Origin of the sequence: Anaeromassilibacillus sp. An200, from assembly GCF_002160025.1 — a bacterium.
Lineage (GTDB): Bacteria > Bacillota > Clostridia > Oscillospirales > Acutalibacteraceae > Caccousia > Caccousia stercoris.
This window is the reverse complement of record NZ_NFJU01000006.1, coordinates 1-19,039: the sequence shown is the minus strand read 5'-3', so window position 1 is coordinate 19,039 and position 19,039 is coordinate 1. Positions and strand designations below refer to the sequence as shown.

The following is a 19,039-nucleotide window of genomic DNA, read 5'->3' as shown; positions in this document are numbered from 1 at the left end:
CTCCAAACACCCCGCGCGCTGCCCTTTCTGCAAAACAAAAAGGGCAGCACCACAAAGGATGCTGCCCAGACGGTCGGCGTTTCACAGGCGACCCATTCCCCGGTGGTCCATCCACCATTCCGGCCTTGGCCGGGTTCCGTCAGTAATGGGGCCTTTTTCTCTTTGGCTTTATCATAGCACGCGCGCCGGACGCCGTCAAGCGGGGATTCGATCCAAACCGCAATTTCGGAAAAAGGGTGAAGATTTCCCCGGAAACGGCGCGCGGATTTGTGCCTCTTATATTTTGGAAACGGTTTTCTCCCGCGCCTTGACTCTGCGCAGCAGCCACAGGCCAAGCAGCAAAAGCACAGGAAACACAACGGCAGCCAGGATCCCGGCGCGCAGATTATCCCCTGCCCGCGCCGAAATCATCCCCGCCAGCGTCGGGCCGCCGGAGCAGCCGAGATCGCCCGCAAGGGCCAGCAGCGCAAACATCGCCGTGCCGCCGCCGCGCAGGGACGCGGCCGCCTTGCTGAACGTGCCCGGCCACATGATGCCCACCGACAGACCGCACAGCGCGCATCCAATCAATCCCAGCGCGGGCACGGGGATCAGCGAGATGACGAGATAGGAGAGCACGCACAGCAGGCTGCTGCCCGCCATAAAGCGGTCCAGGTCGATCCGATCGCCATACTTGCCGTAGAACAGACGGGAAAGCCCCATGCAGACGGCAAACGCCATCGGCCCGGCCAGATCGCCCACCGTTTTGCTCACCCCCAGAGCCTGCTCCGCAAAGGTGGACGCCCACTGGCTTACCGCCTGCTCACTGGCCCCGGCACAGGTCATCATCAAAAGCAGCAGCCAGAAAATCCGGCTTTTGAAAAGCTCTCCCACGCTCAGGCCGCGCTCGCCCTCCTGCATCAGCGGGGCAATCGGCACGGCTGTAAAATAAAGCAGGTTCAGCACCGGAATCAACGCCCAAATCAGGGCGAGGATTTTCCAGTTCCCGATCCCGAACACAGAAAAGAACACGGTGGAGAGCAGCACCACGCCCACCTGTCCCCAGCAATAGAAGGAGTGCAGCAGGCTCATGGCCTTCTCCTTGTTGTCCGTGGGACATGATTCCATGACGGGGCTGACCAGCACCTCCAGCAGCCCGCCGCCGATGGCATACACCACCACGGCAATCAGAAGGCCGAGGAAGGGATCCGGCAGGGCGTCCGGCAGGAAAGCCAGCAGAATCAGCCCGCCCGCGGCGGTGAGATGGGCGAGCAGCATGGAAGCGCGGTAACCGATTTTATCCACAAACCCGGCGGAAATCAGATCCACGAGAAGCTGCACGCCGAAATTGACGGTCACCAGCATGGTGATCCGGGACAAAGGAATGTGGTAGCTGGTCTGGAAGGTCAGGAAAAGCAGGGGCGCAAAATTGACAATGATGGCCTGCACCACATAGCCGATGAAGCAGGCGGAAATGGTGTGGGTGTAAGAATTGAGCTTTCCTTTCATTGGTCTCCCCCTCAGCAAAGCTTTGTCCAGCCGGAGGCTCCCAGCCCCAAAGCGCAGGCAACGACAGTCAGGGAATTTTCCTGGGCGCGGCGTGTCCCCGCCGCCCAGGCTTCGATCGTGGGGGCGGACAGACCATACCGGTTTGCAAATGCCTTGGGGCCTCCCGCCCGCTGGATCAAGGATTGGAAATAAGCATTGATGGCGTGATTCATAACAACTCTCTCCTTTTGATGGGGTTCGGGACAGCAAAAAAGCCAATAACACTCTTCGCCATCTTTGCAGACAGCTGGAAAATGTTATTGGCTTCTCTTTTTCAGGCTTTCTTTGCCGGGAAAGCCCCTGCTTTCGGGCAGGTCACCGATCCTAATGCTGGTGCCTCCGGGCGGAATCGAACCACCGACACGGGGATTTTCAGTCCCCTGCTCTACCAACTGAGCTACAGAGGCGTGTTTTGTCAGCTTTTGGATTATAGCACACCTCAGGGGAGAAAATCAAGAGGAAAATAAGATTTTTTTACAGCCGGGGCAGAGCCTTCATGAGCAGAGCCGCGCTCTTCTCCGCCGCCTCAAGGACAAATTTCGGGAAATCGACCACAGCGTTGTCGTCGGCGTTGTCGGAGATCGCACGCAGGACGGCAAACGGTACACCCGCGAGCGCGCACGCCTGGCCGATGCTGCCGCCCTCCATCTCACACGCCACCGCGCCGGTGCGTTCCGCAATCTCATGCAGGCGCGCGTTCCCGCAGATGAACTGGTCGCCGGTTGCCACCACGCCGCGGTGCACGTTCCCCGCATAGATCTCCTGCGCACAGTCCGCGAGCAGGCCGGAGACGCGCTCGTCTGCAGGCAGGAGCGATTCGTTCAGCAGGGAAAGGTTATGTCCGTTCTCCCCGTCGATCGCCGTGGTGTCATAGTCGTGCTGGATGACGCCCGTGGCCACCACCAGATCCCCAATCTTCACGTCGCGGCTGCCGACGCCTCCCGCCGCGCCCGTGTTGATCACAATCTCCACGCCGTAGCGCAGGATCATCGTCTGGGCGCAGACGGCGGAATTGACCTTTCCCGCGCCGCAGCGGGCCACGACGCACGCCACGCCCGCCAGCGTGCCGCGCCAGAAGGTCATGCGGCTCACCGTCTCCGGCGTTTTGTCCTCCATCGCCTCAATCAGGCGGTTGACCTCGATATCCATCGCTCCTATGATCCCTATCATCGCTCGCCGACTCCTTCCAAACCGTTTTTCTTTCTATTATACTGTGCGCGGGCACGAATTGCAAGCGGTTTCCGTTTGACAAGCGCCGCCGCCCGGTCTTACAATGAGAGCAGATTGCCTGCAAAAGGAGGGACAGCCCATGAAAACAGGGCTTGTGCTTGAGGGAGGCGGCCTGCGCGGCGTATTCACCGCCGGCGTGCTCGATGCATTCCTCGACGGAAATTTTCACGCGGATTATGTGATCGGTGTCTCGGCGGGAGCGGCAAACGGTGTGTCGTATGTGTCCGGACAAAGGGAGCGCGGCCTGCGCACCAACACGGACTATCTGCACGACCCGCGCTACATGGGGCTTCGCAGCCTGCTGCTGCACCGTTCTCTGTTCGGCATGGATTTTATTTTTCACGAGATCCCGCAGCATCTGGATCCGTTCGACTATCAGGCGTTTCAGGAGAACCTCTGTGAATTTTGGACAGGCGCGATTGATATCCGCACGGGCGAGACGGTCTATTTTGGCAAGGAGGAGATCGGGGACGATCTCGAGGCGCTGCGCGCCACAACCTCCCTGCCCCTGCTCTCTCAGCCCGTCGCGTACCGGGGACGGCTCCTGCTCGACGGCGGCACCGCCGACCCGATCCCCGTGCGCCGGGCGCTCGCAGACGGCTGTGACCGCGTTGTGGTGGTGCTCACGCGGGAGCGCGGCTACCGCAAGCCTGCGCAGTCCTTCCGCGCCGTCTACCGCAGCGCGTTCCGCCGGTATCCCGCGATGATCCGCGCGCTCGACACACGGCACCGGATCTATAACGATACGCTCGACTTTCTTGCCGGACTGGAATGCGGCGGGACAGCCGCTGTGATTGCCCCGGCCACCCCGCCGCAGGTGCGCCGCATCGAGCGCGACCGGGACAAGCTCCTCGCTCTGTATCAGGAGGGCCTGGAAGCGGGACGCGCGCTGCTCGGCAGCGGATTTCTGCGCAATTACTGATTCAGCAGCATATTCATGACATCCTTGACACCGCTCACCGTTGTGTCAATTTCCGTGACCATCTGCTGAATGGACGACATCTTTTTATCCTGATTGGAGATCTCCTCGTTGAGCATTCCAAACTGCTGGGCCACATTTTCCACATATTCCTTCATCTGGCCCAGATCGCCGGAAATTTCCTTGGAAACATCGTCGCTGTTCTGCGCGAGGCTCCGCACCTCCTCCGCCACCACGGCGAAGCCTTTTCCCGCGGCGCCTGCCCGCGCAGCCTCCACCGAAGCGTTCAGCGACAGAAGGTTGGTTTGCCGGGAAATATTCTGAATGGCGCTGACAGCCTGGGAAGTGCGCTCCATCTGATTCTGCGAGTCCTTGAGAATCTGGGCCAGCTCCTCCTGGCGCTTCATCACAAGCTGCATCGCTTCTGTATTTTCCGCAATGGTTTGGTTGATTTTCTCCAAACATTCGCTCAGGGAACGGACGTGATCGTTCATATTCTGCTCCACCAGCTCACGGGTGTGATAAAGCTCAGTCACATCGTTGATCACTCCCGCCATCAACAGCCTGCCGCTGTTTTCCTCCCTGTCCACACCAATCACGGCATGCATCCACAGATAGTTCCCGTTTCGGTGCTGGATCCGATACTTGGTGTCCACCGTGCCATTCTGCTGGGCAATGCCGTCATTTATCACGCTGAGAAACGCGGGAAGATCCTCCGGATGGATGCGGTTCAGCCAGGAATGGATCTGATTCGGGAACTCCGTCTCCCCCTCAAAGCCCAGCTGCTTGCGGAAGGGCTCTGAAAACCAGACTTCATTTTTGGGATCCTCCAGACTGTGCTTTTGCAGCCTGATATAAAAGGATCCCTGTATGGTGACATTGTCAATGGCGGAATAGCGCTTGAGGACCCGATCGAGCGCTTCCTTTCCCTCATGTTCCTCGTTGACGTCCACAAAGATGCCGATAAACTGGATCGCCTGCCCCTGCTGGTTCCGCTTCACATTTCCCGCCGCGCGATACCACCGGTATCCCCGGTTCTTTGTTTTCAGCCGGTATTCAAGATCATATTTGGTTTTGCCGGAGCGATCCTCAAGCGTCTGCACAAACAGGTTCAGCGTGCGGTCCTTGTCCTCCGGATGCAGCAGATTGGACCAGGACTCCAGCCTATTGGGGAAATCCTCCACACTGTTGTATCCAATCATGTGGCGAAAATCGTCTGACCAATAAGCGGCCACCACCTGATTGCCCTGCCCGATATCCATATTCCACAGCCCGGAGGAAATGGTCTCATTGACCAGGTGGACATTATTGCTTTCCCACAGGATACGGTTATAATACAACCCCAGCACCCGGTTCATCTGGTTTTGCATGGCACTGGACGCCGGCAGATTCAGACCGGAGGGAATCTCCTGCGGATCCGTAAAAACATCAAAGGAAATTTCCCGCAGAGCATCAACGATTTGCTTATCTCCAAACAAAAGCACAGGTATGCCTCCCTTTTGAAACGAAATAGAATGGGAATTCAATCCGCAGCACACAACAAAAGGCACGCCTGGCCCATCCCGCTGGGATATGCAAGCGCACCTTCACCGCTTTCTTCCTTTTTCTATTAATGCCAGGATTTTTTCCAATCTAACTTGAGTATATCTCCACGAATTTCCTCTGTCAAGGAATTTATCTGCCGAAAAAAGAGGAATATCATTTCGTCTAAAAACATGTCTCGACGAGGCAAAACTCCCATGATATACTGACAATATGTTTTGTGAGGGCCGGATGCGAAAAGGACGGATTTTTTCTGCTTTGCAGCAAGCCCTGGAAATGGAGGATGTTTTATGGCGGACAAAGAAGGACGGGAGACGGAAAAAAGAATCTGCGTCGGTATCCTGGCCCATGTCGACGCGGGGAAAACGACGCTCTCCGAGCAGCTTCTCTATCTTGGCGGCGCTCTGCGCGAGCGCGGGCGCGTCGATCACGGGGACGCCTTCCTCGACACGGAGCCGATCGAGCGGGAGCGGGGAATCACCGTCTTTTCCGGGCAGGCGGATTTCCGCTGGGGGAATTCGGTCTATTATCTGCTCGACACACCCGGCCACACGGATTTTTCCGCCGAGATGGAGCGCGTGCTCCCGGCGCTTGATTTTGCCATTCTGGTGGTCAGCTGTGCGGAGGGCGTGCAGGGCCACACGGAAACGCTCTGGCGGCTGCTTTCGCACTACGGCGTACCGGTGCTGCTGTTTCTCAACAAGATCGACCGCCCCGGCGCGGACGCCGGGCGCACCCTCTCCGAGCTGCGCCGCAAATGCAGCCCCGCCGCCGTTCTGCTCGATGGCTTTTCCGGGGAGGTGGACGATACGCTCGCGGAGGAACTGGCCCCGCTCGACGACGATCTCCTCTCCCGCTATTTTGACGGAACCATTGCGCCGGACGAGTGGATTCCGGAGCTGCGGCGGCTGGTGCGGGAACGCAGGCTGTTCCCATGCTTTTCCGGCTCCGCCCTGCGCGGCGAGGGGGTGCGGGAATTCCTCGACGGCATGGAGCTTCTGACAGAAACGCACTGGCAGGAGAAGGAGGACGCGCCATTCGGGGCAATGGCGTACCAGGTGCGGCGCGGGGCAAGCCGTCTGGTCTGGCTGAAAGTCACCTCCGGAACACTGCGCTGCCGCGACGAGGTTCTCTGCCGCGCAGCGGACGGGACACAGACGCGCGAGAAGGTGACGGAGCTTCTGCGCTGCCGGGGCGGACGGCTCACGCCGATCGAGTCGGCCCGCGCCGGGGAGCTGTGCTGTGCCGCGGGCCTTTCCTCGGTGCGCGCCGGGGACAGCGTGGGGGATCAGCCGCCCGCCGGGCCCCGCGAGCTCACGCCTGTGCTGCTCTCCCGCGCCCAGTGGGACGAATCGTATGACCTGCGCGCTGTCCTTGCCGCTTTCCGCACGCTCGAGGACGAGGAACCCGCTCTCTGCGTGGAGTGGAACGAGCCTCTGCGGGAGCTGCGCGTGCATGTGATGGGCGAGGTGCAGCTGGAAATCCTGCGGGAGCTGATGGAAACACGGTTCGGCTTCTCCGTCACGTTCGGGGACTGCGAGGTGCTCTACCGCGAGACGATCGAGGACACGGTGCACGCCTGCGGCCATTTTGAGCCGCTGCGCCACTATGCGGAGGTGCACTTCCTGCTCTCCCCCGGCCCGCGCGGCAGCGGGATCACCTTCGAGAGCCGCTGCCCGCTGGACGTCCTCGAGAGAAGCTGGCAGAACCTGATCCGCACGCACGTCTTTGAGAAGGAGCACAAGGGTGTGCTGCTCGGCGCGCCGCTCACGGATGTGAAGGTGACGCTGCTCATCGGCCGCGCCCATCTCAAGCACACCGAGGGAGGGGACTTCCGCGAAGCGGTCTACCGCGCCATCCGTGAGGGGCTGATGCACGCCAAAAACCGCGTGCTCGAGCCGTGGTGCGCCTTCTCCGCCGCCGTGCCGCAGGAGTACGCCGGCCGTGTGATGTCCGATGTACAGCGGCTGTACGGCACCTTCTCTCCCCCCTCGCTGGAGGGGGAAACGGCGGTCATCGAGGGCCGCGCGCCCGTCTCGACCTTCCTCAACTACCAGCGGGAGCTGACCGCCTTCACACGCGGGCGCGGCTCGGTGTCGATCCGCTTTGACGGCTATGAGCCATGCCACAACGAAGCGGAGGTCATCGCCATGCGCGGCTACCAGCCGGAGGCCGACACGGAAAACCCCGCCGGATCGGTGTTCTGCTCCCACGGCGCGGGGTATTATGTACCGTGGCAGGAGGCGGAATCACACATGCACTGCGAGTGGAAATAAAAATTATGAAATGTTGTCTTTGCTGTATGCGACACCGCTGATGATTTCCCCCGTGGTTTCATTCCATTTGATCAATAAAAGCGTATGGCTGTCTTCCTCATAGGCACAGCCCAATAAAGCGTTTCCATCATAAAAGGATGGGTATTTTTTCACGGAATTCAAATCGATTGCATAACGATTGATTTCATCTTTAGAAAGCAGCTTGTTATCCCATCCGTCCTTCTCCAAGACATCCATGACCGTGTCATACATGTCGCACGACAAAGCGTCGCAAAAAACCAGCATAAGAAATTCCGATACACTGTTTGTATACGGCCTCCATTTACGAATCGAATCATTCTCATGGTGCATAGATACAGGCGGGTCATCCTGATCCAAATCCGTAACGCAAATGCCGAATTCTATGACTCCCATCGAAAAATCACTGCCGATGAGCAAGTAGTTCGGGACAATGTCCTTCCACTGTTCTTTGGGAAGTTTATAAAACCGGTAATACTCACTTTTCCTGGCGGCTTTTTTGTCTTTTTCCCAATACTCTTTTTCATCTTCGATGTTTTCTTCTATATCGTCATAAAGAGATCGGATGAGTTCTCTTTTTCGCACCCACACATCCGATGTGGAAAACAAGTCCGTATGGATTGCGACAGACAAAAAATCATGGAGCACAGCAGGAAGAACGATGTCTTTTTGCTGGTCATTTAAAATCTTATCGTCGCCTTTGGTATAACCCATTTTTTCCAATAGTTCCGTTACGGTGAAATCATACTGAAAGCTCATGCTCATCTGCCTCCTGACGATTATCCTGTCTATTTTATCCTATTCTATCATGTTCCAATTTCAATTTCTATCTGCTTTTCTTCATGATCATACGGAACAGCGACGGTCAGCCCTGTTTGATCGGTATCGTGTCTGTAAGTGAAAAATCTTCTGTTTCCAAAAAATTGTATTTTAGAATTTCTTTCACATGCTCTGGCAGCCGATCGTATTTCAGCGGATTTTCAGGATAAGAGTGCTTTGTGTAATATGGGTGCAGTGCGGCAGTTTCCAATTCTGCACCATCATCCGAGTCAAAATAATACAACCCTCTGTCAGAAAAGTTTTTCGCGGTTTGTTCTGCGCGCCCAATTTCTGTTTTAGGAAACATTAATATGCTATTTGTGCTTTTGGGAATCTTGTCAAAATATTCCACAAGTTTATCCGCTCTTTCTTCGCTTTCACAAATGAACTCCGGCAGGTTTCCCACTCCCCCACTGCAAAACACAGCAATGTTGCCCTGCCTGTCAACCCCATACCATTCCACATCCCTGAACGCACATTCCTCAGCACATATTCTCGACACAAATATTCCCCCCGCAAATCCCAGTTTTGCATTGTTTCTTACAGTAAATATAACACAAGACCAAAGCGAAATCCATTTTATTCCGGAAAGCCTCCCGCTCTGAGAAAAAAATTGGAATTTTCTTTATTTTCAAACAAGCCCTATTGAAAATTTAAAAAAATTCGCTATCATGGGAAATACGGACTGCCAAACGATAGAGGGCAGCCGCAAAGGAGGAGTTTTGCCTTATGCCATTTTATTCGTATGACTACGAGCGCCTGAGCCGCGCCGCCTCGCGCCTGCGCGAGGAACGCTGGAAAAAGCACGCTCCTATCCCCGCCTTTTTCACGGCGGAGGACAACGGCGATCTGGGCGCCGCGCCGCCTGCCTCGTTCGGCCCGCAGGAGTTTCATCCGGGGGAGATCTGGAGCGGCTACGACCGTTACCTGTGGCTGGACGCCACAGTGGAGGTGCCGCAGGATTTCACCGGAAGCCTGTGGGGACGCTTCGACTTCGGCACCACGGGCGGCGGCAACAACAGCGGCTTTGAGAGCCTTTTGTATGTGGACGGCCACCCGTACCAGGGCGTCGACCAGAACCATCAGGATGTGCCGCTGCACACCCGCCCCGGGCAGGAGCTGCATTTGCAGTTCCGTCTGTGGTCCGGCCTTGTGGGCGGCGGCAAACCGCACCCGAACGACCACAAATTCCAGATGGCTGAGCTTGCCATCCTCGACGAGGGCGCGGACAGCCTTTACTACTGGCTGACCTGCCTGCTCGGCGCACACCGGATGCTCGACGAAAACGATCCGGAAAAGCAGCGCGTCTTGAACCTTGCCGCCAAGGCATGGGATCTGGTCGACACGTCCGATCTCGGCTCGGAGGATTTCTTCGCGTCCGCGGCCCGCGCCGTCTCCTTCCTCGAATCGGAGCTTCCGCAGGAGGAAAAGAAGGTCATCGTGGACGTGGTGGGGCACACGCACATTGACACGGCGTGGCTGTGGCGTCTGTGCCACACGCATGAAAAATGCGCGCGTTCGTTCTCCACGGTCAACCGCCTGATGACGGAATACCCGGAATACATCTTCCTGCACACGCAGCCGCAGCAGTACGATTTCATCAAGCACGACTATCCGGAGATCTTCGAGCAGATCCGCCGACGCGCCGCGCAGGGCCGCTGGGAACCGGCGGGCGGCATGTGGGTGGAAGCGGACTGCAACCTGCCTTCCGGTGAATCACTCGTGCGCCAGCTGCTCTACGGCACGCGCTTCTTTGAGAGCGAGTTCGGCAACAAGAGCACCTTCCTCTGGCTGCCGGACGTGTTCGGCTACTCCGCCGCTCTGCCGCAGATTTTGAAGCAGAGCGAGATCGACACCTTCATCACAACGAAAATCAGCTGGAACGACCAGAACGTCCTGCCCTACGACACCTTTGAGTGGCGCGGCATCGACGGCACCTCGGTGCTGACGCACTTCATCACCACGTCGTCCCCCGGCGAGCGCATGTACACCTACAACGGCCTGACGGACGCCGTGGCGATCAAGGGTGTGTGGAACGCTTACCACAACAAGGAGCTGAACACGGAGCTGCTCGTCTCCTACGGCTACGGCGACGGCGGCGGCGGACCGAACCGCGACATGATCGAGCACGCACGCCGTATAGGCCGGATCCCGGGAATGCCGGAGGTCCGCCAGGAGCGCGTGGACAATTTCTGCGTGCACCTGCACCGCACCGTGGAGGAAAACCGACGCCACGCCTATATCCCCGTCTGGGACGGCGAGCTGTATCTGGAATTTCACCGCGGCACGTATACCTCCCAGGCATACAACAAAAAGATGAACCGCCGCATGGAGTTCCTTCTGCGCAGCGCTGAGGAGGCCGTTTCCCGCGCGATGCTGCGCGGCGAGGAGGTGTCCGCCCTGCGCGAAAAGCTGGCCGAAGCATGGAAAACCGTGCTTTGCCTGCAATTCCACGACATCATCCCCGGCTCCTCCATCCGCGAAGTCTACGAGGACAGCCATGTGCTCTACGGCCAGGCGGAAGCCCTCGCCCGCGAGGTGCTGGAGACGGCAGCCGCCGCAGACGGGGACGAAAACGCCGTGACGGTCTGGAACAACGCAAACTGGCAGCGCGAGAGCGTTGTGGAGCTGCCGTGTGAGATGGGAAGCCGCCATGCGGAGCTGCCGGACGGCACGATCCCGCCGCAGAGCGGAAACGCCGTTTCCCTGCGCCTGCCAGCCGGCAGCACGCAGAAGCTTGTGCTCAAAGAAGGCCCCGCCCCCGCCGCTCCCGGCTGCGCCGCGGTGCTGGCCCACGGGCTGGAGACGGACGCTCTGCGTCTGCTGTGGAACAAGGCGGGCCGCCTCGTGAGCATCTACGACAAAAAGGCAAACCGCGAGCTTGTCCCCGAGGGCGCCGAGGCCAACGCGCTGACGCTCTATGAGGACCGCCCCCGCGAGTACGATGCATGGGAGCTGGAATATTCCCACCAGAGAAAGCCCTGGGAGCTGCCCGCCCCCAGCCGTGTCTCGATCGTGGAGAACAGCGCCGTGCGCGCCGTGGCGGAATTCCGCTTCACGTTCCGCAAATCCACGCTCGTCCAGCGCCTCACCGTCTACCCGCACCGCACACGGATCGACTTTGCCACACGGGTGGAGTGGAACGAGCGCGAGACGGTCATGAAGGTGGCCTTCCCGACCATCCTGCACAGCGGCCGCGCCCGGTTCGACATCCAGTTCGGCAGCATGGAGCGCCCAACCACGAAGAACACCAGCTGGGAATACGCGAAGTTCGAGTCCGTGGGCCACAAGTGGGCCGATCTCTCGGAATCCGGCTACGGCGCGGCCCTGCTCAACGACAGCAAATACGGCTATGATGTGCACGACGGCACCCTGCGCCTGACGCTGCTCAAGAGCTCGAACTCCCCCGACTACACCGCCGACGCGGGGACGCAGGAATTCACCTACTCGCTCTATCTGCACACGGGCGAATGGTATGAGGCCAACGTCGACCGCGAAAGCTGGGAGATCAACGATCCCCCGATCGTATTCTCCGGCGCGGCGGAGCTTCCCGCTCTCTTCCCGGCGGATCTGCCCGGCGTCACCTTCGACGCCGTGAAGCCCGCGGAGGACGGCAAGGCCCTGATCCTGCGCCTGCACGAGAAGGAAGGCCGCCACACCAGCGTCACCATCCCCACCGCCTTCCCCTTCAAGAGCTGGTGCGAATGCAATCTGCTCGAACGGCTCGACGGCGAAGCGCACAGCGAGAAAAAACTGCGCCTGACACTGCGCCCGTTTGAGATCAAGACGATCAAATTCACCCTGTAAGACCTCCGGACAGCCGAATAACAAATCTCTTTTTTGGCTGCCCGCGCGAAAAAGCCCCTGCGCGGCGGGGAGGGCTATTGTTTTGCCAAAGCAGGAAAAACAGTCAACACTGGTACTGCTGAATATTTTAACGTGTCTTTGTATAAATTCGTTTCACAAATTTTATGATTTCTACTTGAAGGATCGACATCAAGGACAACCCAATGACGATCAGCCACTGTGTGCCATCCAACAAGGTCAACTGGAACGCACTTTGCAGTGCAGGGACAAACAGGATGCACGCCATCAGGATTGCAGAGGCGATAAAAGAAAGTATCAGCCAGGGATTGATTCCCTCTGCCCGCACCCAGATAGGCTCCGTATTGGAGCGCTGATTAAAAGCGCGAAGCATCTGCGAGAAGGCCAGCACACAGAACGCCATTGTCTGACCGGTCACATGGCTGCCCATGTTTGCGCCAATCCAATAAGCACAAGTCGTCATAGCCGCCACAAAGATGCCTTGCGTAATAACCCGGCGTACCAGATCTTTTTCGAACAGGGTGCCCGATTTAACCGGCTTATGCTTCATGATATTCTTGCTGGCCGGATCAACACCCAACGCCAGAGCAGGCAAAGTAGCCGTGGCGAGGTTTACCCACAAAATATGAACGGCCAAAAGGGGCGCATCCCAGTTAAATAGGGTTGCAACAAACAAGGTTAGAATTTCTGCGATATTACCAACCAAAAGGAACTGGATTACTTTCTGGATATTGCGGTAGACACGACGGCCTTCCTTGATGGCATAAGCAATGGTGGTAAAGCTGTCATCCAGCAAGATCATGTCGGCGGCATCCTTTGCCACATCTGTACCGGTGATACCCATCGCAACACCGATGTCTGCTGCTTTCAGAGCAGGGGAGTCGTTGACACCATCGCCAGTCATGGCCGCCACTTCACCGGTACGCTTCAAACTCTGGATAATACGCAGTTTATCTGCAGGGGATACGCGGGCGAATACTGTTGTTGTTTTTACAGCAGCGTCCAATTCGTCATCCGTCATCGTATCCAGTTCCTCGCCGGATATGACGGTATTTCCTTCTCGGTAAATATCCAATTCCTTCGCAATGGCAAGGGCTGTCACCTTGTGGTCGCCGGTAATCATGATCGTCCGGATGCCTGCCTGCTGACAGGTGCGCACAGAGGCGGCCACCTCTTTTCGAGGCGGGTCGATCATTCCTGCCACACCCACAAAAGTCATGTCAAATTCCACATTCTCATCATCATCTGTAGGCAGCTCCGTGAGGGTACGCATGGCAAAGCCAAGCACACGCAAAGCGTCCTCCGACATGGATAGGCAAAGTTTTGTAATGTTTTCTTTGTCAGCTCCTGTGATGGGCCGCACACCTTCTGAAGTCAGAATGTGGGTGCACAGAGGCAGCATTTCATCCACCGCACCCTTGGTATAAGAAACCCACTTCTCATGGATGCGGTGAACAGTGGTCATCCTCTTACGCTCAGAATCAAAAGGCTGCTCAAAAAGGCGTGGATATTTATCCTCCAGGGCTTCGTGGTCGATTCCGAACGCCTGTGCCATATAGATCAGCGCACCCTCTGTGGGGTCGCCGATGATTTCTCCCTTTCTATCCGGGTCAAGACTGGCGTCATTGCAGAGAGCAGCTGCATAAACCAATTCTTTATATACCGCAGGATGCTGTTTGGCAGCATTTTCAATCGGGGTAGTTGTACCGTTTTCAAAATCTCCGTTGACCGCAATGTGTGTTACCGTCATCTTATTGAGTGTAAGAGTACCGGTTTTATCGGAACAAATAACGGTGGCGCTGCCCAGGGTTTCCACCGCAGGCAATTTACGAATCAGTGCGTTTTTCTTAGCCATACGCTGCACACCCAGGGCCATTACAATCGTGGCTGTGGCAGGCAGACCTTCCGGGATGATGGAGATTGCCAGCGAAATCGCAACCAGGAACTGCGGAATCAGCGGACGCTGATAAAAAGCACCGATAGCGAAGATCAAGGCGCAGACGATTAGTCCAACGATGGTCAGAGTCTTACCAACCGCATTCAGTTTCCGTTTTAAGGGCGTATCCGTATCGTCCTGATTATCTAGCATACCGGCGATATTACCTACCTCGGTATCCATGCCGGTGGCTACTACAACGCCGGTCGCCCGTCCGTATGTTACAATGGCTGAGGTGTACGCCATATTACTGCGGTCGCCCAGGGGGCAGTCTTCCGGCAGCAAATCTTCCGCTTCCTTTTCAGAAGGGACGGATTCGCCGGTCAAAGAAGCCTCCTGCACTTTCAAATTGGCGGAATCTATCAAGCGTAAGTCCGCCGGAACCATATCCCCATCGCCAAGCATCACAACGTCACCCACTACCAGCTCGCTGGCAGGAATTACGCTCTCCTCCCCCTGGCGCAGAACTCGGGCCGTTGGGGCGCTCATGTTGCGAAGAGCCTCCAAAGATGATTGTGCTTTCTTTTCCTGCACAATACCAATGACAGCGTTGACGATTACAATAACAAAGATTACCGCCGCTTCCGTCCATTCCTGCAAAATTGCGGAAAAAGCGGCTGCGCCGATGAGGATAAGTACCATCGGGTCAATGATCTGCGCTTTCAGCATTTGAAGAATGGTTTTGGGCGGTTTCGAGCGCAATGCATTGCGCCCATGTTTTTTCAGCCTTTCGGCAGCCTCGGCATCACTTAATCCTTCCTCGGAGGTATGTAAAGTCTCATAAACCTCCGTAAGTTTCAGTGCGTGCCAAGGCGTCTGTCTGTGTCGATCCATGATGGATCAATCACTCCTTTCTTTGATAAAATTTATATTCTGACCGCCTTTCAGCGGTGGTCAGCAAAAAGAAACGCAAAAAGGCATAGCCTGCTATCTAAATGCTTAGACGCAGGTTATGCCTATATATAAAAACGTATTCAGTTTACAATAAGTGTTACTTCGGTCAGCGTCGCTACTGTCGGCGTCGTCCATTGCGATTGTTCCAATTCCTTTCTTTAACGTGTCATTTTATAGTATACAGGAGATGTTGTAAAAAGTCAATAAGTAAAATGTGATTTGGCGTATTGCATACATTTCATCTAAAGAGAGCGGTTTATAGCCGCAGAATAAACAGAGGGATCCCCGCTTTTGTGGCGGAGTTCTATGCCCCAGAATTATTCAAATTTCCTGTCGTACAACAGCGCCGCGATCAGCACCACAAAGCAGGAACCTGCATTGTGTACCAGCGCACCGGTAACCGGAGTGAGCAGCTCCAACAGGGAAAGCACGATTGCCACAAAGTTGATGCACATGGACAGAGTAATGCTGAACTTAATGGTCTTTACTGTAGCGTTGGAAAGTCGTTTCAGATAAGGAATCTTCGAGATGTCATCGCTCATCAGCGCAATATCGGCAGCTTCCACCGCAATATCGCTGCCCATGCTGCCCATTGCCACGCCAACATCGGCGGTTTTCAAGGCAGGGGCATCGTTCACACCGTCTCCGATCATACAGACTTTCCGGCCTGCTTCCCGCAGGGCTTCCACGTTCTGTACCTTTTCCTCCGGCAGCAGTTCGGCCCGCACTTCGGAAATGCCTACCTGCTTTGCAAAATAGCCGGCGGTTTTCCGGTTGTCACCAGTGAGCAGGACGGTACTGGTGCGCATGGCCGTCAGTCGGGAAACCATGTCTTTGGCTTCGGGGCGCAGCACATCGGACAGGGCGATCACGCCGATGCAAGCGTTGTTTTCCGCTACAAGAATGGAAGCTTTTCCTTCGGTGCGGAGCTTTTCCAATGTACTGTGAATCTGTCCGTCAATGGTAACGCCATGCTCCAGAAGGTACTTTTCATTGCCGCAGAGCAGGCTCCTGCCAGAGATTTTTGCGGAAATGCCCTTACCGGCAGCCATCTTGAAATCCTCGGATTCCGTTAAGGGCAGGTTCTGTTCTTTTGCTCTGGCCACGATTGCCTTACCAAGAGGATGTTCGCTTTTCGCCTCGGCAGACGCTGTCAATGTGAGCAGTTCTTTTTCCGTGAGCATGGAATCAAAGGAAATGACATCGCTGACTTCCAACCGGCCATAAGTAAGGGTACCGGTCTTATCGAAAGCAATCGTGTCTACCTTTCCCATTTTTTCCAACGATTCCCCCGACTTAATGATAACGCCATGTTTTGTGGCCTGCCCGATGGCCGCCATAATGGCGGTGGGGGTTGCCAGCACCAAAGCGCAGGGGCAAAACACCACCAGCACAGTAACGCCGGTCACGATGTTCCCTGTGAACACATAGGCCAGAATAGCAATCAGCAGAGCTACCGGCACCAGCCAGCTTGCCACCCGGTCAGCAATGCGCTGCATGGGAGCCTGCTTATTTTCTGCGTCCTCCACCATGCGGATCAACTTTTGCAGGGAACTGTCCTCACCCACTTTAGTTGCCGTAATGTCAATGGCTCCAAAGCGGTTGATGGTGCCGCAGAACACCTCGTCCCCAACTGTTTTATCCACGGGCAGGGATTCACCAGTCATAATGGACTGGTCTACCGATGTCTCCCCGGTCAGGATTTTTCCGTCTACCGGAATGGTTTCCCCGGCAAGAATCCGCAGCACATCTCCTTTCCGAATGTCCTCCGCAGGGATCATTTCTTCCTTCCCGTCCCGAATACGGCGTCCCTGGGTGGGAGCCAGGCTGATCAATTTTTTCAAGCCTTTTTTCGCCCGGTTTGTGGTTGCATCTTCCAGCAATGCACCCAGCGCCATAATAAAGGCAACCTCGCCAGCCGCAAATAGTTCCCCGATGGCCAGCGCCGCAAACATGGCGATGCAGATGAGCAGGGCAGAAGAAATCTTTGCGATACCTCGGTTATAAATGATTCGCCAAATAGCCAGGTACAACAGCGGGATGCCGCTGATAATGATGGTTACCCATGAGGGGTCAAAGGGCAAAAAGCTCAAGTGTACCGGCGTTCCGCCAAATTCCTCCATCAAATGCGGGACTAAGTCCAGCAGCAGAAAAACTCCGGCCACAATGGTCATGGGCAATCCAGCAAGAAAATCATTGATTTTCTTCAGTGTCGTTGCCATAAAATATCCTCCTCTTACGAAAGGCACTTGACAAAGGCCAACTCCTTTCGTACAATGAATTTGATAGCGAACATCTTGTTCTCTTTTATTGTATGGAGAAAGTGACCGGATGGCAATAGATAATTTACGCTAAGTATTCGTTACCGAACACTTTTGGAAAATTGTACGGAAAGGAGAAGGCACATGGATAGGCGACAGCAAAAAACACGGGCGGCTATATTTCAGGCGTTTGGTTCGCTCCTGGCAGAACAAAGCTACAGCCACATTACCGTGCAGGAAATTATAGACCGGGCAAATGTAGGGCGTACCACCTTCTACGCCCATTTTGAAACCAAAGACGAACTATTGAAGGCATTATGTGAAAATCTATTCGGGCACATTATTTCCAGCGCAAAAGACTGTACCCATACCCACGGGCTATACTCAGATGGCAGTGCGCCGGAATCGATTTTCTGTCATCTGCTTCAGCACTTGCAGGAAAATGACAATAATGTCCTCGGCTTGCTCTCCTGCGAGAGCAGCGAGATTTTTCTTCGCTATTTCAAAGATAGCTTAAGCGATTTGATTCAATCTCAGTTTGTAATACAAAACCGTCACACCAATAAAGATTTGCCGGATGACTTTTTGGTAAACCACATATCAGGCAGTTTCGTGGAGATGGTGCTTTGGTGGATCAAAGGAAGGATGAAGCAGACACCAGAGGAATTAGACCGCTATTTTCGGGCTGTGATTGAACCGATTCTTTAGAATAAAGTGAAAATAGTTACCACTCCTTACACTACACTTAGGTGGAGGTGGGAGTATGACATGAGGATGGAAGATACCTGTACGGCACTTCCGTCCTTTTTTTGTGGAATAATGAGGCTTCTTTGAATTCATCACTTGACATTGTGGCAAAGAACTTATGAGCCAGGATGAGCTGGCCGTCATGGACGGCGGCAAGTGCATCTTGCAGCTGCGCGGGGTGCGACCGTTCCTCTCGGACAAGTACGACATCACCCAGCACCCCAATTACAAGCTCACCGCCGATGCCGACCCAAAGAACGCCTTTGACATTGAAGGCTATCTCAAGGCCCGGCTGAAGCTCAAACCCAACCAGGTCTGCGACGTGTATGAGATCGACGCCGCAGCCGACAATTGATATTCCGCTGTGAAAGGAGGGGTCCTATCTATCCGCCACAACCGCCCCGCTGGGGCCATCGGCGTACAAAGCGGACGATCTCTATCAAAATAATGAAAAAGGAGGAAGGCCGGAATCAGCCAGCCCGGAAACTGAGCGGCAGATTGTTCCGGCTTTTGTATGCCTATGAACCATGACTAACCAACTTTTCAAATGATTCCGGCTAACTATTCTTTATGGCATTTTTTAACCAGGCTATCACCGTTCTTCAGACCCTCGTTATCGCCCTCGGCGCCGGTCTCGGCGTGTGGGGTGTCATCAACCTGCTGGAAGGTTACGGAAATGACAACCCCGGCGCGAATGCTCATGTACCGTAAAGTAGCACATAAGAATTTGACAGTCACCCACTTTTCCGCAACTGTAAAAATGCAAAATTGCAGAAAATGATATTGAGAAAAATAGCGGCAGAAAGGCGTTCCCTTCTGCCGCTATTCGTGCTTATTTTCCTCCAAATGCACTTATGCTTTTATATCCATAGTCCCCTGCTTGTATTCCTCCAAAATACTGGTATCAAACCATTGACCAATCTCCCAGCCGGGAATACGGGAACGGACAAAATCATAGAGACGATAGGCCTCATCCCTGTGCATTTGATTCAATGTCCAGCCAGCATTGGCGCGGTCTGAGACGGGGACTTGCTTATAATAGGAC

Annotated in this window: 13 protein-coding genes, 1 tRNA gene, 2 pseudogenes and 1 riboswitch; of the genes and pseudogenes, 6 read left to right on the top strand and 10 right to left on the bottom strand. The window is 55.4% G+C overall.

Going from position 1 to position 19,039, the window contains the following annotated elements:
* Positions 1–56: 56 nt before the first annotated feature.
* Positions 57–157, bottom strand: a riboswitch (ZMP/ZTP riboswitch).
* 119 nt (positions 158–276) lie between these two features.
* From B5F35_RS04420 to B5F35_RS04405, 4 genes are all read right to left on the bottom strand, one after another.
* On the bottom strand, positions 277–1,488 hold the full coding sequence (locus B5F35_RS04420) for an MFS transporter (RefSeq protein WP_087238459.1): 1,212 nt from the start codon (positions 1,486–1,488) through the stop codon (positions 277–279).
* An 11-nt stretch (positions 1,489–1,499) separates the two neighbouring features.
* Positions 1,500–1,700: a hypothetical protein gene (locus B5F35_RS04415; RefSeq protein WP_087238457.1), complete on the bottom strand. Its 201-nt coding sequence runs from the start codon at positions 1,698–1,700 to the stop codon at positions 1,500–1,502.
* 158 nt (positions 1,701–1,858) lie between these two features.
* Positions 1,859–1,934 (bottom strand) — tRNA-Phe (locus B5F35_RS04410).
* 67 nt (positions 1,935–2,001) lie between these two features.
* Positions 2,002–2,697, bottom strand: coding sequence for a 5'-methylthioadenosine/adenosylhomocysteine nucleosidase (locus tag B5F35_RS04405; RefSeq protein WP_087238455.1), 696 nt, complete (start codon positions 2,695–2,697; stop codon positions 2,002–2,004).
* A 139-nt stretch (positions 2,698–2,836) separates the two neighbouring features.
* Between B5F35_RS04405 and B5F35_RS04400 the strand changes: the two genes are divergently transcribed.
* Positions 2,837–3,679 carry a patatin-like phospholipase family protein gene (locus B5F35_RS04400; protein ID WP_087238453.1) on the top strand — a complete coding sequence of 281 codons (843 nt, stop codon included), beginning with the start codon at positions 2,837–2,839 and terminating at the stop codon, positions 3,677–3,679.
* Here B5F35_RS04400 and B5F35_RS04395 read toward each other — a convergent pair.
* Entirely contained in the window at positions 3,673–5,160 is a 1,488-nt protein-coding gene (locus tag B5F35_RS04395) for a methyl-accepting chemotaxis protein (RefSeq protein WP_087238451.1), read from the bottom strand. The genes B5F35_RS04400 and B5F35_RS04395 overlap by 7 nt on opposite strands.
* A gap of 348 nt (positions 5,161–5,508) precedes the next feature.
* Between B5F35_RS04395 and B5F35_RS04390 the strand changes: the two genes are divergently transcribed.
* Positions 5,509–7,494, top strand: coding sequence for an elongation factor G (locus B5F35_RS04390; RefSeq protein ID WP_087238449.1), 1,986 nt, complete (start codon positions 5,509–5,511; stop codon positions 7,492–7,494).
* Positions 7,495–7,497: 3 nt separating this feature from the next.
* Here B5F35_RS04390 and B5F35_RS04385 read toward each other — a convergent pair whose 3' ends face one another.
* Together B5F35_RS04385 and B5F35_RS04380 are read right to left on the bottom strand one after the other, a co-directional pair.
* Positions 7,498–8,277, bottom strand: coding sequence for a hypothetical protein (locus B5F35_RS04385; protein ID WP_140401144.1), 780 nt, complete (start codon positions 8,275–8,277; stop codon positions 7,498–7,500).
* A 100-nt stretch (positions 8,278–8,377) separates the two neighbouring features.
* Positions 8,378–8,833: a hypothetical protein gene (locus tag B5F35_RS04380; protein WP_087238445.1), complete on the bottom strand. Its 456-nt coding sequence runs from the start codon at positions 8,831–8,833 to the stop codon at positions 8,378–8,380.
* 227 nt (positions 8,834–9,060) lie between these two features.
* On the opposite strand from B5F35_RS04380, the gene B5F35_RS04375 reads away from it, so the two are divergent.
* The gene (locus tag B5F35_RS04375; RefSeq protein ID WP_087238443.1) at positions 9,061–12,138 is read left to right on the top strand and encodes an alpha-mannosidase; all 3,078 of its coding nucleotides are present in this window, start codon (positions 9,061–9,063) and stop codon (positions 12,136–12,138) included.
* Between the two features lie 127 nt (positions 12,139–12,265).
* Here B5F35_RS04375 and B5F35_RS04370 read toward each other — a convergent pair whose 3' ends face one another.
* Both B5F35_RS04370 and B5F35_RS04365 read right to left on the bottom strand, forming a co-directional pair.
* Positions 12,266–14,926 carry a cation-translocating P-type ATPase gene (locus B5F35_RS04370; protein ID WP_087238441.1) on the bottom strand — a complete coding sequence of 887 codons (2,661 nt, stop codon included), beginning with the start codon at positions 14,924–14,926 and terminating at the stop codon, positions 12,266–12,268.
* A gap of 377 nt (positions 14,927–15,303) precedes the next feature.
* Entirely contained in the window at positions 15,304–17,208 is a 1,905-nt protein-coding gene (locus tag B5F35_RS04365; RefSeq protein WP_140401143.1) for a heavy metal translocating P-type ATPase, read from the bottom strand.
* A 183-nt stretch (positions 17,209–17,391) separates the two neighbouring features.
* On the opposite strand from B5F35_RS04365, the gene B5F35_RS04360 reads away from it, so the two are divergent.
* The 3 genes and pseudogenes from B5F35_RS04360 to B5F35_RS04350 all read left to right on the top strand — a co-directional run.
* Positions 17,392–17,955 (top strand): TetR/AcrR family transcriptional regulator, encoded by a 564-nt coding sequence (locus B5F35_RS04360; RefSeq protein ID WP_087238438.1) that lies wholly within the window; start codon positions 17,392–17,394, stop codon positions 17,953–17,955.
* A 145-nt stretch (positions 17,956–18,100) separates the two neighbouring features.
* Positions 18,101–18,349 (top strand): annotated as a pseudogene (locus B5F35_RS04355) (VirD4-like conjugal transfer protein, CD1115 family); the annotation flags it as partial.
* 215 nt (positions 18,350–18,564) lie between these two features.
* Positions 18,565–18,693: pseudogene (locus tag B5F35_RS04350) on the top strand (Maff2 family mobile element protein); the annotation flags it as partial.
* Positions 18,694–18,846: 153 nt separating this feature from the next.
* On the opposite strand, the gene B5F35_RS04345 reads toward B5F35_RS04350, so the two are convergent.
* Positions 18,847–19,039 (bottom strand): DUF3879 family protein (locus B5F35_RS04345; protein WP_242969393.1); only part of this gene is annotated, 193 nt, incomplete at its 5' end.

What these genes read in the sequence shown, in the direction of transcription:
- B5F35_RS04420 (WP_087238459.1), bottom strand. Translation starts at nt 1,488, where the DNA reads ATGAAAGGAAAGCTCAATTCTTACACCCACACCATTTCCGCCTGCTTC.
- B5F35_RS04415 (WP_087238457.1), bottom strand. Translation starts at nt 1,700, where the DNA reads ATGAATCACGCCATCAATGCTTATTTCCAATCCTTGATCCAGCGGGCG.
- B5F35_RS04405 (WP_087238455.1), bottom strand. Translation starts at nt 2,697, where the DNA reads ATGATAGGGATCATAGGAGCGATGGATATCGAGGTCAACCGCCTGATT.
- B5F35_RS04400 (WP_087238453.1), top strand. Translation starts at nt 2,837, where the DNA reads ATGAAAACAGGGCTTGTGCTTGAGGGAGGCGGCCTGCGCGGCGTATTC.
- B5F35_RS04390 (WP_087238449.1), top strand. Translation starts at nt 5,509, where the DNA reads ATGGCGGACAAAGAAGGACGGGAGACGGAAAAAAGAATCTGCGTCGGT.
- B5F35_RS04385 (WP_140401144.1), bottom strand. Translation starts at nt 8,277, where the DNA reads ATGAGCATGAGCTTTCAGTATGATTTCACCGTAACGGAACTATTGGAA.
- B5F35_RS04375 (WP_087238443.1), top strand. Translation starts at nt 9,061, where the DNA reads ATGCCATTTTATTCGTATGACTACGAGCGCCTGAGCCGCGCCGCCTCG.
- B5F35_RS04370 (WP_087238441.1), bottom strand. Translation starts at nt 14,926, where the DNA reads ATGGATCGACACAGACAGACGCCTTGGCACGCACTGAAACTTACGGAG.
- B5F35_RS04365 (WP_140401143.1), bottom strand. Translation starts at nt 17,208, where the DNA reads ATGGCAACGACACTGAAGAAAATCAATGATTTTCTTGCTGGATTGCCC.
- B5F35_RS04360 (WP_087238438.1), top strand. Translation starts at nt 17,392, where the DNA reads ATGGATAGGCGACAGCAAAAAACACGGGCGGCTATATTTCAGGCGTTT.